General features: G+C 55.7%; 11 protein-coding genes. 3 read left to right on the top strand and 8 right to left on the bottom strand.

From position 1 onward, the window contains the following. Positions 1-121: 121 nt before the first annotated feature. Entirely contained in the window at positions 122-2,041 is a 1,920-nt protein-coding gene (locus FDY93_RS16205; RefSeq protein WP_138236808.1) for a sialate O-acetylesterase, read from the top strand. Between the two features lie 152 nt (positions 2,042-2,193). Here the strand turns inward: FDY93_RS16205 and FDY93_RS16200 are convergent, their stop codons facing one another. The 7 genes from FDY93_RS16200 to FDY93_RS16170 form a co-directional block, all read right to left on the bottom strand. Beyond that, complete coding sequence (locus tag FDY93_RS16200; RefSeq protein WP_246068616.1) at positions 2,194-3,024, bottom strand: 3-keto-disaccharide hydrolase; 831 nt, start codon at positions 3,022-3,024, stop codon at positions 2,194-2,196. Continuing rightward, a complete protein-coding gene (locus FDY93_RS16195) occupies positions 3,012-3,569 on the bottom strand; it encodes a gluconate 2-dehydrogenase subunit 3 family protein (protein ID WP_138236807.1) in 558 nt (185 codons plus the stop codon). The genes FDY93_RS16200 and FDY93_RS16195 overlap by 13 nt, the downstream gene beginning before the upstream one ends. Before the next feature lie 2 nt (positions 3,570-3,571). Next, a complete protein-coding gene (locus FDY93_RS16190) occupies positions 3,572-5,260 on the bottom strand; it encodes a GMC oxidoreductase (RefSeq protein ID WP_138236806.1) in 1,689 nt (562 codons plus the stop codon). Positions 5,261-5,386: 126 nt separating this feature from the next. Next, positions 5,387-6,217, bottom strand: coding sequence for a hydroxypyruvate isomerase family protein (locus FDY93_RS16185; protein ID WP_138236805.1), 831 nt, complete (start codon positions 6,215-6,217; stop codon positions 5,387-5,389). 75 nt (positions 6,218-6,292) lie between these two features. Next, positions 6,293-7,549, bottom strand: coding sequence for a nucleoside permease (locus tag FDY93_RS16180; protein WP_138236804.1), 1,257 nt, complete (start codon positions 7,547-7,549; stop codon positions 6,293-6,295). A gap of 60 nt (positions 7,550-7,609) precedes the next feature. Next, entirely contained in the window at positions 7,610-8,668 is a 1,059-nt protein-coding gene (locus tag FDY93_RS16175; protein ID WP_138236803.1) for a sugar phosphate isomerase/epimerase family protein, read from the bottom strand. 31 nt (positions 8,669-8,699) lie between these two features. Beyond that, positions 8,700-9,863 carry a Gfo/Idh/MocA family protein gene (locus tag FDY93_RS16170; protein ID WP_138236802.1) on the bottom strand — a complete coding sequence of 388 codons (1,164 nt, stop codon included), beginning with the start codon at positions 9,861-9,863 and terminating at the stop codon, positions 8,700-8,702. Positions 9,864-10,147: 284 nt separating this feature from the next. Here FDY93_RS16170 and FDY93_RS16165 point away from each other — a divergent pair, with 284 nt between their 5' ends. Together FDY93_RS16165 and FDY93_RS16160 are read left to right on the top strand one after the other, a co-directional pair. Next, positions 10,148-11,194 (top strand): LacI family DNA-binding transcriptional regulator, encoded by a 1,047-nt coding sequence (locus FDY93_RS16165; protein WP_342776622.1) that lies wholly within the window; start codon positions 10,148-10,150, stop codon positions 11,192-11,194. Continuing rightward, on the top strand, positions 11,191-12,075 hold the full coding sequence (locus FDY93_RS16160) for a sugar phosphate isomerase/epimerase family protein (RefSeq protein ID WP_138236801.1): 885 nt from the start codon (positions 11,191-11,193) through the stop codon (positions 12,073-12,075). Before FDY93_RS16165 ends, FDY93_RS16160 begins: the two co-directional genes overlap by 4 nt. A 186-nt stretch (positions 12,076-12,261) precedes the next feature. Here FDY93_RS16160 and FDY93_RS16155 read toward each other — a convergent pair whose 3' ends face one another. Next, on the bottom strand, positions 12,262-13,851 hold the full coding sequence (locus FDY93_RS16155) for a sodium/sugar symporter (protein ID WP_138236800.1): 1,590 nt from the start codon (positions 13,849-13,851) through the stop codon (positions 12,262-12,264). Positions 13,852-13,857: the final 6 nt, after the last annotated feature.

Genomic DNA, 13,857 nt, shown 5'->3' with positions numbered 1-13,857 from the left:
AAATAGTTCATCGTGAACTATTTGATTGCCGCCCTTGAAATACCGACGAAGAGGCGTGGATCTTCTTGTATTTCATGGATACCCTGGCAATAAACTAACGAAACTCAGCAGGACTGGATCTATGGCCAGAATGTTTGCCGCAACCAACATTAAATTGCAGGCGCGGATCGCACTCTTCCTTTTGTTGACCGGTACTGTGTGGTCGGCCCATGCAGAGATAATACCGGCCAGGATTTTCTCCGATCATATGGTGCTGCAGCGAGGGCAGGATGTCCCAATCTGGGGGAGCGCCGCGCCGAATACTTCAATCTCTTTGAGGTTTGGCAGCTATATCTACAGCGACCGCAGTGATGACAGCGGCAACTGGAAAATATCTGTCCCACCTCAGAAGGCCGGCGGGCCCTACACCCTGACACTCAGTGGCGATGGGGAAACTGTCATTCACGACGTTTACTTCGGCGATGTCTGGCTCGCTGGCGGCCAATCGAATATGGAATGGAAGCTCAGCTGGGAGATCAACGATTCCGACAAGATTATCGACGCGGCAAATTTTCCGCTGATCCGTTTTTTCGATGTACCCAGTGAAATCTCCCCAACACCCAAGAAAGACCTGAGTGGCGGCACCTGGAAAAAGACCACGCCGGAAAATGCTGCTGAATTTTCCGCAGTCGCCTACCTGTTTGCGCTTAAAAACCACACCGAAAAAAACGTTGCCGTGGGTATTATCGACAACAATTGGGGCGGCACGCCGGCGGAAGCCTGGATGAGCAAGGCGGCGCTGCTGGCACTGCCGGATTACCGCGCACGCACCCAGGCGCTATACCAGCCGGACATTGACTGGCCCGCGCAGTTTGCCCTCAACGACAGGAATGCCGCGGAAAAAATGCACCGACTCAGCAGCCGTGAAGACGCGCTGGAATCCGGAGCCCACCGCTTTGAATTTGCCACCACTGGCTGGAGCGCGCAGACCCTGCCGCAGGAATTCGAGCATATCGCCTGGTTGCGCCGGGAATTCACCATCGACAAGGTGCCGGAAACAGCGATTCTCGAACTGGGAGATCTGCAGCAGGAAGCGTTTGTTTGGATCAATGAACAGTTGATTTCCGTCGAAGACTGGCGGTCACAGAACGCCCACTACACGATTCCCGCAGAACTGCTGAAAAAAGGCCGCAATCTGATTGCCCTGCGGGTTGGCAACAGCTGGCACAATAAACCCTATGTAGGGCGCGCAGACCAGCTCTGGTTGCAGCTCGGCGAGCGCAAGCTGGATCTCAGCGGCGGCTGGCGTTACAGCAACCATGTGGAACCGCCAATACCTGAACACATCCGTTACGAACACAAGCCCACGTTCCTGTACAACAGCATGATTTATCCCATCCGCAGCTATGGCCTGCGCGGGGTTATCTGGTATCAGGGCGAGGCCAATGTGGCCGAAGCGCCGCTGTATCACGACCTGTTCAGTGCACTGATTCGAGACTGGCGCAATCAGTGGCAGCGGGATATTCCATTTCTGTTCGTACAGCTGGCCGCATTTATGCAGCCACAAAATCCACAGCCGGACAGCAGCTGGGCGCTGTTGCGGGATATGCAGAGCCGTACACTAAGCTTACCCGGAACCGGCATGGCCACCGCCATTGATATCGGCGATGCAACCGACATACATCCGCGCAACAAACAGGATGTAGCCGCACGTTTATGGGGAGAGGCCAAACGTGTCAGCTTTGGCGAAGACGTTCTCAGCCGCGGCCCGACCTACATTTCTCACCGGCTTAATGGCAATAAGGCGATCATAAAGTTCGCCCATATCGGCGATGGATTGCAAGTGAGCGAGGGTGATAACGTCAAGGGATTTGTTCTCGCGGATAGTGCCGGTAAATATCACCGGGCAGAAGCGAAAATATCCGGCGATACGGTTATCGTCTGGAATGATGATGTGAAGAAGCCAACAGCACTCAAATATGCCTGGGCCGATTATCCGGAGGTAAATCTGTACAACTCCGCGAGTCTTCCGGCACTGCCGTTTGCGATTGATGCACTTTAACTAAGGCTCGTATACCTGCCACCGCCCCGGCAGATCCATCCGCGCGGGCGGTGGTCAGTACTCCGCCGCCCGCGCTCGGGCTAACCAATCGCCCCGTGCGCATACTGTCGCATACGGCCCTGGCCGCCCAGTTCATTGAGCGGTATCTGTAGTCACAACTCTCTTACCCAGATATTGCGGAAACTCACAGGATCGTTGTGGTCTTGTAGGGCGATAGGCGCGCAGTCGTGGAATTCATATTCAGGTTCCCCTATCCACACGGTTGTACCCAGTATCTCCTTGTGGTTTTGCACCAGCACACCATTGTGTAGAACAGTGATCGTCGCCGGCTCGACCAGCTTCTTGTGTTCAAATCGAGGCGCTTTGAAAATGATATCGTAAGTCTGCCATTCGCCCGGTGGCCGCGAAGCATTCACCAAGGGAATGTGCTGCTTGTAAATCGAAGCGGCCTGGCCATTGGAGTAGGTCGGGTTTGCGTGGGAATCCAGGATCTGCACTTCATAGCGCTCCTGCAAAAAGACGCCGCTGTTATTGCGCCGTTGACCATCGCGATCGCCGAACTGGGCAGGAGTGCGCCATTCGAGGTGTACTTGCGCATCACAGAATGCGCGCTTGGTGCGAATGTTACCCTTTCCCGGCACTACGGTCAGGACTCCCTCCTCTAAGGCCCATTCGGCTTTGCCGCCTTTCGCGGATTCCCATTGCGACAAATTGGTACCGTCGAACAATACCAGAGCGTCCGAGGGTGGCGCGTCTGCTGGTGCTTCCACTGCCTTAGGTACGGGTTCCCACTGTTCAGATTTTTCGGCAAGTTGCCAGGGCTCCAGTGCTTTGTCTGTCGTCTCCGCCGTGCAGGATAACACCGTGAAAAAACACGGAATGATCATGGCAAAGGCCGTTGATCTGAAGGTGGGGAGGCGATTATTTTCTATGGAGCGCATGCGTTGTGTCATTTGATTGTATTTCATGGTCAGGTCGCCCAAGCTCGATCACCCTCGGTATAAGGTATACAGCCATCAAAGCGGCCCGGTACAGCCGTGTAACGAAGGACTTCGGTCGCGCCGACCTTCGAAGTGAAGAATCCGAACAGGGTGAGCTGCTTCATCATGGTGAAGTAGTGCGGGCCATTCTGCCCCGCATTATGCAGCCGGGCCTCGCGGTCCAGTTGCGCGAGGAGGTCGTGCCTGTCTTCCCGAGTCAGTTCCATAAAGGCGGCACCATAGGATTCCCGGCTGAAGTCCTGTAGCTGGGTAATACCGCGATGAAAAACGAGCTGATCTTCCGCGGTATAGCAGTCGTTCACCATAACCGTCATAAACTGGCCTACCTGCGCATCCTTTGCACCGGGGGTATCTGTTCTCGGAATAATGGTTTCGGCAACCTCATCCAGAAGTAATATGTCGGTAGAGCTAAAAAGATATTCTTCAGCGGGCTCCCTGCGGGTACAGCCTGCCAGCAGTACATTTCCACCAACAAAGGCTGCGCCTGTAGCGGCGGCGATCATTTTTATCAGTTCGCGTCTGTTCATGGCTAGAGGTTACCTTTCTTTAGTTCTTCCACTGCGTGGTTGGCGGCCCGGGCGGTGAGCGCCATGTAGGTTAGTGAGGGGTTTACACAGGATGCAGATGTCATACAGGCGCCGTCGGTAACGAAAACGTTAGGGGCGTCCCAAACCTGGTTGTGGCCGTTGAGCACAGAGGTTTTTGGATCGCGCCCCATACGCGCGGTTCCCATCTCGTGAATGCCTTTGCCCGGTGCGTATTCGCCAGAATATCCATGTACATTCTTTGCGCCACCGGCTTCCAATATCTCCACGGCGTCCTGCATCATGTCCTTGCGCATGGCGATCTCGTTCTCGCGGATCTCCACATCCATCGCCAGTACCGGCAAGCCCCACTTGTCTTTGACGTCGCGATTCAGGTATATCCGGTTGTCGTGATGGGGCAGCATCTCGCCGAAGCCGCCCATGCCGATTCTCCACCCTCCCGGCTCGCTCAGGGCACTCTTGAGGTCGGCGCCAATATTCAGTTCCGCGACGTCTCTCCTCCACCCCTGTCGACTGGCACCCCCCTGGTAACCGAAGCCGCGTAGGTAATCGCGCTGGTCGCCGTTCCAGTTGCGGAATCGCGGCACATAGAAACCGGTGGGGCGGCGGCCGAAGTAATATTCGTCCAGGTAGCCCTCCACATCGCCGCTGGCCCCCACGTTGAGGTGGTGGTCCATTACATTGTGGCCGAGCTCGCCGCTGCTGCTGCCAAGGCCATCGGGCCAGATATCGGTGGCCGAGTTCATCAGCACCCAGGTGGAGTTGAAGCTGGAGGCATTCAGGAAAACGATTTTGCTGGTGAACTCGTACGTCTGGTTGGTTTCCGCATCGAGAATTTCAACACCGTTGGCGCGCTTCCTGTCTTTGTCGTAGAGCAGGCGGGTGACGATGGAATAGGGGCGAAGGGTAAGATTGCCGGTTTTCATCGCCGCCGGCAGGGTGGCGGATTGGGTACTGAAATAACCGCCGAAGGGGCAACCCAGCCAGCACTTGGCCCGGGCCTGGCAGTTTACCCGGCCCTGTTCTGCTTTGGGCTGCGTGATATTTGCAGTGCGCCCCATAATCAGATGGCGCTGGCCCTTGAAGGCCTTCTGGATTCGCGCGGCTACATCCTTTTCCACGCAGTTCATCTCGAATGCTGGCTGGTACTGTCCGTCCGGTAGTACATCCAGGCCGTCGCGATTGCCACTGATGCCGGCAAAGCGCTCGACATAGTCATACCAGGGCGCGAGGTCGCTGTAACGAATGGGCCAGTCGACGGCGATGCCCTCGCGCAGGTTGGCTTCAAAATCCAGTTGGTTGAAGCGGTAACTCTGGCGTCCCCACAGCAGTGACCGACCACCGACATGGTAACCGCGAAACCAGTCGAAGCGCTTGTCTTCCACGTAGGGGGAGTCTTTGTGGCTTGCCCACATGCCGGCGGTGGATTCGTTCAGCGTATATTCGCGCTTCAGGACCGGCTCATCTTCCTTCATCTTCTGGGTTGGTGTATCCCTGTGTGGATAGTCCCAGGCTTCCTTGAGCGCATTTTTATAATCTTTGATGTGCTCGATATTGCGCCCGCGTTCAAGTAGCAGAACTTTGAGCCCTTTTTCGGTAAGTTCTTTCGCGGCCCATCCACCGCTGATGCCAGAGCCGACAACAATAGCATCGTAATGATTACCAATCGCCATGGTTATACCTCTTGTATATTATTATTTATGAAGTGAATCGTTTGCCGTATTCTAAAAAGTCTCTGTTAACTCGAATTTCAGATTTGCTTTTAATATCTGCTGCGTCAGGTATCTCAAGCCTCCCAGCTAGACGTCACAGATCCGTATCGCCGATTTCAATGATTCTATATTCCCTTCGATACTTCCTCTTGTGGGAATAAATTCCTGGGCAATGTAGCCGGTAAAGCCGGTCTCTTTGATCGCGCGGGCAATGGCCGGGTAGTAGAGCTCCTGCGTATCATCTATTTCGTTGCGGCCGGGAACGCCCGCGGTGTGATAGTGGCCGAAGTATTGATGGTGGTCGCGAATGGTGCGGATAATATCGCCTTCGCTGATCTGCATGTGGTAGATGTCGTAAAGGAGTTTGAAATTGGGGGAGTCCAGCCGTTTACACAGTTCTATTCCCCAGGCGGAGTTGTCACACAGGTAGTCGGGGTGGTCGATCTTGCTGTTGAACAGTTCCATTTGCAGGACGACGCCGCGCTTTTCTGCTTGCGATAGGATTTTTTTGAGGCCCTCGGTGGCGTTCTTCAACCCTGTTTCCGGGTCCATTCCGCGGGCGTTGCCACTGAAGCAGATCAGGTTCCGGTAGCCGGCATCGGCTACCAGATCGATATGCTTGCGGTAGTTGTCGATCAGCTGAGTGTGAAACCGGCTATCTCCCCAGCCATCCTCCAGGCTGATTTCCGCACCATTACACATGGAGGAGTCCACGCCCTCGCGCTTGAGCAGAGCCCAATCCTTCGGGCCGACGAGATCAATGGCGGCAAAGCCCAGGTCCTTGATCACCATGCATAGCTTCTCAAGGGAGAGGTCGCCATAGGTCCAGCGGCTGACGGAGTGGTTAATATTGCCTTTTAACGTGAAGGGCTCCGGGAGTTTGGGGCCCGCCAGGGTGTTCGCGCTCAGCGTGCTCATCGCGGTAGCACCCAATGTGCCCGCGGCAAGGTTGCGGAGCAGCGTGCGTCGGTTTGGATCAAAACTCACTTTTATTTAACCTCTCTCGATAGCGCCCTGTGGTAACGGTTCCTCGGAAGAGGATGTCTTTTCCTTGCGGAATGTCAGTGTGAAGAGCACAAAGACTGCCAGTGCAAAGGCCGCAGGGAAAAGCCAGATGTTTTTCCAGAGATGGCCGTCCACCTCGGTGAAGTTTTCGGTGATCTGCCCGGCCACCCAGAATCCGATGAGCATGCCGACACCATAGGTTGCCAGGGTGATCATGCCCTGGGCAGAACTCTTGAATTTCTCACCGGCTTTGGAATCTGTGTAGATCTGGCCGGATACGAAGAAAAAGTCGTAACAGATGCCGTGCAGGGCAATGCCGAGGATCAGCATGAACGCGAGATTGTCGGCATCGCCAAAGGCGAACAGGGTGTATCTCAATGCCCAGGCAATCATGCCGATCAGCAGTGTCAGCTTGATGCCGAAGCGCTTCAGGAATATTGGCAGCACCAGCATGAAAAGTACTTCGGAAATTTGTCCGATGGTCATTTTTCCGGTGGCATTCTCGACCCCGATTTCCGTCAGGAATGGATTGGCGTTCTGGTAGTAGAACGCCAGGGGAATGCAGATCAGGACCGAAGAGAGGAAGAAGAGGGCGAAGTTCCGGTCTTTCAGCAGACCCAGTGCATCCAGCCCCAGTGCATCACGGAGCGCCAGCTTTTCACCCCGTGAGGCGGCGGGTGGTGTCTCGGGCAGGGTGAAGCTGAAGATGCCCAGAATCAGAGATGCCAGGGCGCACATCAGGAAAGTATTTTTCAGCAGGCCCGCCGCAATGGCTTGCTGAGAGTCCCAGGAGAAGCCATAGCTAATGAGAAGCCCCGCGGCAATCCAGCCTACGGTGCCCCATACGCGAATGTTGGCAAAATCCTTGGCTGGGTCGTTCATTTGCCGAAAGGCAACCGAGTTGACCAGGGCGAGGGTCGGCATATACAGAATCATGTATGCCAGTACAAAGGGATAAAAAGCGTCAAAGCTCTCGGCCCGGTAGAGTTGATACATCAGAACCGCGCCTGCGAGATGCAGGAAGCCCAGTATGCGTTCGGCATTGAAGTACCGATCGGCGATCAGACCGACAACAAAGGGAGCGATGATGGCGCCCCAGGATTGCGTCGAAAAGGCCATACCGGTCTGGCTGCCAGTGGCGTTGAGGTTGTGGGCGAGAAAGGTGCCCAGGGTGACGAACCAGCCTCCCCAGATAAAAAATTGCAGGAACATCATCGCGCTGAGGCGTATTTTTATAATATTCATGGTTGCCCACACTCTTATTGGTTTTATTGGTAATTCTTGCAGGACAGAAGTTTTCCGCTCCTAGTCCGACAAGCCCAGTATGCGGCGGTTGCGCGCCTCGCTGGTGTTGCCGCCGGCAAAGTCGTCGAACGAGCGCGCGGCCTTGGTGATCATTCGCTCTTTTATGAAAGCCGCACCTTCGGCCGCACCCTGTTCGGCGTCTTTCAGGCAGCACTCCCATTCGAGTACTGCCCAGCCCTTGAAGTCGTATTGGGTCAGTTTGCTGAAGATAGCTTTGAAGTCTACCTGGCCATCCCCCAGTGAGCGGAACCGGCCCGGGCGATTCACCCAATCTTCGTAGCCGCCGTAAACACCGCAGCGGCCGTTGGGATTGAACTCCGCATCCTTGACGTGGAACATGCGGATACGGTCGTGATAGCGATCGATAAAATCGAGGTAGTCGAGTTGCTGCAGGACAAAGTGGCTGGGATCAAACAGGATATTGGCGCGCGGGTGGTTGTCCACAGCTGCCAGGAACCGCTCAAAAGAGGCGCCGTCGTGCAGGTCCTCGCCCGGGTGGATTTCGTAGCAGAGATCAACGTCGGCTTCATCGAAAGCATCCAGTATCGGCCGCCAGCGCCGCGCCAACTCCGCAAAGCCCTGTTCCACCAGACCGGCTGGGCGCTGGGGCCAGGGGTAGACCAGGTGCCAGAGCAGGGCGCCGGAAAAGGTTGCGTGCGCTTTCAGCCCCAGCCGTTGGCTTGCCTTGGCTGCCAGCTTTAGCTGGTCGATAGCCCACTCGGTACGCGCTTTGGGGTTGCCCGCGAGGGTGGCGGGGGCGAAGTTGTCGAACAACTCATCATAGGCCGGATGCACCGCCACCAGCTGCCCCTGAAGATGCGTGGACAGTTCGGTAATTTCTACCCCTGCCTCGGCACAGATGCCGCGCACATCGTCGCAGTACGCTTGGCTTTCTGCCGCTTTCTTCAGGTCAAAAAACTGGCTGTCGCTGGTCGGTACCTGAATGCCTTTGTAGCCCAGGGACGCGGCCCACTGGGCCATGGTATCCAAGCGGTTGAAGGGCGCCTCGTCCGCCAAGAACTGGGCCAGGAAAATTGCCGGCCCTTTGATACCTGTCATCTCAATACTCCTCGTTTATTGTTATTCGGTCTCAACCGACATCGGGCAATTCAATCCACTTGGTGTCGCTCTCCCGGCTGGCGACAACGGCCTCTATAAACGCCATGCCGCGCAGGCCCGCCGAGATACCGGGAACGCCGGGTGCGGAACCTGCTGCTCCGTCGCGAATGGCGGCCGCAAAATCCCGATACAGGTTGCCCATGGCTTCGAGGTAGCCTTCGGGGTGGCCGCCCGGCAGTCGACAGCGCCGCAACGCCTCAGTCCCCAGACCCGGTTGATCGACGCCGGCGCGCAGTACCCGCATCGGCTGACCAAGCTGGCGATAGATCAGGCTGTTGGGCGACATTTGCTGCCATTCCAGGCCGCCTTTATCGCCGTATACCCGGATTTTCAGTGCGTTCTCCTCGCCGGCGCAGACCTGGCTGGCGATCAATACACCTGTGGCGCCGTTGCGGGTGCGAAAGAGCGCGGCACCGTCATCGTCGAGCTGGCGAGCCGGGAGATGCGTATTCAATTCGGCGCACAGGGCGGTAATTTGTTGGCCGCCGATAAATTCGGCAAGGCCGAAGGCGTGGGTGCCTATATCAGCCATGCAGCCACTTGCGCCGGCCAGTGATGGGTCGCAGCGCCAGGCCGCCTGCTTGTTGTCCTGGGCCTCCTGATTTTCACTGAGCCAGCCCTGAGGGTATTCCACGTAAATCTTGCGCAGGGTGCCGAGCGCGCCTTCGCGCACCATCTCCCGCGCCTGCCACACCATGGGGTATCCCAGGTAGGTATGCGCGAGGCCGTAGAGGCAGTTGGACGCCTCCAGGGCCCGGGCCAGTTGCTGGGCCTCCTCCAGGGAAACGGCGGCGGGTTTCTCGGAAAACACATGGAAACCGGCGTTGATCGCGGCCAGCGCAATAGGTACGTGGAGATGGTTGGGCGTTGCGATAACCAGCATCTCCATGCGCTCGGAGGCCGGAAGCTGGGCTTCTCGTTCGATGAGTGCCTGCCAGGAATTGTAGGTGCGCTCGCTCGCCAGCCCGAGATCGGCTGCTGTGCGCTGATTGTTGCCGGGATCGCGGCTGAAGGCGCCACAGACCAGTTCGATTCTGGCATCCAGTGCCGCGGCACTGCGGTGGACGGCGCCAATAAAGGCACCTTCGCCGCCGCCTACCATACCCATACGGACTTTATTTTGGTTTGTTTTCATGGGGCTCCTTGGGCCTCTTCCGGGGCCGCTTCAGCTTTGTGGCTTTCCTCGGAAGAATATCGCTTGATAAGCAAAATGTATCCGAATACATTTGCGGGCGTCAACGTAAAAATGTATCCGGATACATTTTTCGTTGAAAGCCAGATTCCTACTATATCGACATAGTTAGACTATTTTTGCGTAGTAAATTGATGTTTTTCCGAGTGTTTTCTGTGCCTTTGGTTTTGTTGGCGCTTATTTATGATACCGGATACAATCTCGATGTTTGAAAAGTAGTGTCCTGCATGGCAGGCGTCCGTGGAGGGGGAATGTCAAACAATCGAGAGGTCGCGAAGCTGGCGGGAGTGTCCGTGGCTACGGTGTCACGCGCCCTGCAAAAGCCGGAACTCGTGTCCTTGAAAACCCGCAACAAGGTTTTGTCGGCAATCAAGAAGCTCGACTACAGGCCCAACCTGATGGCCGCGAAGTTTCGCTCGGGCAAGACGGGGAATCTGGTCGTACTTGTTCCGACCGTTGCCAACCTGTTTTTTGCGAGAGTTATCAGTGGGATGCAGGAGGCGGCCCACCAAAAAGGCTACTCCATTTTATTGTGCAACACCTTCGGCGATCCGGAAATGGAGGAGGGGTACGCGAAAATGGTGCATACCTGCCAGGCGGATGGGGTCATCCAGCTGCGTGCCTACAACCCCTTCCCGGCACAAGATACTGGCGGTAGCAGCACCGCGCTGCCGATGGTGAATGCCTGTGAGGTGCTGGACAACACAACCGTTCCCACGGTTACCCTGGATAATCGCGCGGCGGCGCGCGCCATGACGGAACACTTGCTCCAGTTGGGCCACCGACGCATTGCGGTAGTCATGGGGCCTAAGAACAGCCCGTTGACCCGCGACCGCCTTGCGGGTTATCGGGATGCCCTGCAGGAGGCTGGAATAGCTTTCGATGAAAGTCTTTTATGTCCCGGCGATTTCACCTTGCATTCCGGGCGCAAGGCCGCCGGTGAGTTAATCGAGCGCAAGGACAGCCCAACCGCTATTTTCTGTGAAAACGACGAAATGGCGATGGGCGCGATACAGCGGCTCAAGCAAAGCGGCCTCAGGGTGCCCGAAGATATTTCGGTTGCGGGGTTTGACGATATTGCCTTTGCGCAATTCAGTGATCCGCCCCTGACGACCATAGCCCAGCCCGCGGAAGAATTCGGCAGTACGGCGGTTTCTCTGCTGATTGATTTACTTGAGGGGCGGATAAAAAAGGCCCCCAAAGTTACTTTACCCTTCGAATTGGTAGTCAGGTCCAGCACAGGGCCAACTTCAAACAAGGAGACAGTGCAATGACTGATAATAATAAAGCGAAAATAAAGCAGGATCTGCGAATGAGCCGGCGCCAATTGCTGTACTTGGGCGCTGGACTGGGTCTGATGGCAATTCCAGGGTTGAGCCCCCTGGCCAAGCCTGCGCCTCAGAAAAAAATAGGCCTGCAGCTATACACTCTGCGGGACCTAATGGCCAAAAGCGTACCGGAAACGCTTAAGCTCGCGGCCGGTATCGGCTACAGGGAAGTGGAGTTTGCCGGTTATTATGACCACAAGCCCGAAGTGCTGCGCGGGATACTGGATAGTGAGGGGCTCACCGCACCATCCGCCCATGCGCCGCTGGAAAGTCTGCAAAAAGATTTTGAACCTTTGATAGAAGCGGCCCAGATTCTGGGGCACAAATACATAGTTGTGCCTTATCTCAGTGATGAGCAGCGGGGCACCGGTATCGATACTTACAAGCGCCTGGCTGAACAATTCAATATCCTGGGTGAACGCTGTTCCAAAGCCGGGCTCAAGTTTGCCTACCATAACCATGCATTTGAATTCGACAAGGTGGACGGCCAGATTCCCTACCATGTCCTTCTGGAGGAAACCGATCCACAGCATGTGTATATGGAACTGGATCTTTACTGGACTGCCAAAGCCGGGAGGGATCCTCTGGAATATTTCCGCAAGTACCCAGGGTGCTTCCCGCTCTGGCATGTCAAGGATATGGACGATAAAGGTGACTTCACCGACGTTGGCCGGGGCGTCATTGATTTCCCGCCGATTTTTGCCGCCGCGGGCATGGCGGGACTTGAGCACGGTTTTGTGGAACGGGACCAAACCGACGACCTGATTAACACCATTCGCCAGGGCTATAAAGGAATGAAGCAGTTGGCTTCATTAGCTGAAGCCTAGTGGTCCATGCGGAAAGTTGTGTAACTGTTCGCATGGACCACTAGATTAAGTCGGAAATGCAGTGTCAGGGTGTAGCGGCTACTACAAAGTAGTCGCTACAGCTACTGATAACATAGAAAAGTCATCACGGTACCCAACGGCCGGCATATAGACGCCGGCGTTGGTGGGTGGCCGTCCCCCCCCTCTTTACCACCAGGTTGCATAGAGCGCGATCAGAATCAGGGTTACCCCCAGCGCGGCCAGATTGAAGGTGCCGGCGGTAGTGAAATTGATTTCCGCAAGAGAAATCATTTGGCCGTTGTCCGAACGAACTGTCGCGGATGCGCGACGTTGTTCCCAGAGAGACAAAAGCACCGCAAGTGCGAGACAGATCAGGAAAGTGACTCCCACCCGGTCCATAAACGGCAGCTCGGGCCACCAGAATTTGAACAATAACGACAACACCGCCGAGCCGATCGCCGCCACCAGTGCGGAATTGGCGGTGGCCAGTGGCCAGAACACCCCGAGCAGGAACAGCACGGTAATACCGGGTGTAAAGAAACCGGTGAATTCCTGGATGTATTGGAATGCCTGGTCAAACTGACCGAGCAATGGTTGCGCGCAGATCATGCCAAGAATCAGTGATACCAGTGCGACGAGTCGGCCCATGCGCACGTAGTGTTGCTCGCTGCGGCCGGGCTGATGGCGCGCGTAAATATCCATGGTGAAAATGGTAGAGATACTGTTGGTCATCGACGCCAGTGAAGACACAATGGCGGCAACCAGCGCGGCAAAGATCAGCCCCTTGAAGCCAACAGGCATCAGGTTCATCAGCTGCGGGTAAGCCTGATCCGGGCGCTCAAGTTGCGGCAAAAGTACCACCGCAGCGATTCCGGGCAACACCACAATGATTGGCATCAGCAACTTAAGGTAGGCGGCAAATACAATGCCTTTCTGGCCTTCCGCAATGCTTTTTGCCCCCAGTGCGCGCTGGATAATGTACTGATTGAAGCCCCAGTAAGCGAAGTTCACTACCCACATGCCGCCGATCAGCACAGAGAGCCCAGGAAGGCTCATATAGTGCGGATTGTCTCGCGACAGGATCATATCGAACTTTTCCGGCGCTACTCGGGTAAGCTCGGTGAACCCCGTCAGCAGTCCGCCACCATTTTGTTCGCCGATCAGATTTAAAGCCAGATATGACATCATCAGTCCGCCGAACACCAGCAGCACGACCTGAATAATATCCGTGAGCGCCACCGCCTTGAGACCACCGTATAGCGAATAGCCCGCGGAGAGCACACCCAGAAACAGCAGGCCGAACAACAGTTCAACGCCAGCAATGGCATTGATGGCGAGCGCGCCCAGCCACAGTACCGAGGTCAGGTTTACAAATATGTAAACACCCAGCCAGAAAATGGCGAGGACCACTTTCACTCGGCTGTCATAGCGCTGTTCAAGAAACTGCGGCATGGTGTATATGCCTTTCCTGACGAATACTGGCAGAAAATATTTTCCCACGAGAATGAGTGTGATAGCAGCCATCCATTCATAGGAGGCAATGGCCAGCCCGATAGCGTAGCCCGAGCCGGACATGCCGATGATCTGCTCTGCAGAAATATTCGCAGCAATCAGCGATGCCCCCACCGCCCACCATGGCAACCCTTTGCCGGCGAGAAAATAATCGCTGGTATTTTTTTCGTGGCCCGTTTTCTCCCGTGACACGAGATAGCCGATGGTGACCAGTATGGCCACGTAGGCAATGAAAATTGCCAGGTCTATTGCTGACAGTTGCATAGTGTT

The organism is Microbulbifer harenosus (genome assembly GCF_005771435.1).
GTDB lineage: Bacteria > Pseudomonadota > Gammaproteobacteria > Pseudomonadales > Cellvibrionaceae > Microbulbifer > Microbulbifer harenosus.
The sequence above is the reverse complement of the archived record's forward strand: the minus strand, read 5'-3'. Positions and strand labels throughout refer to the sequence as shown.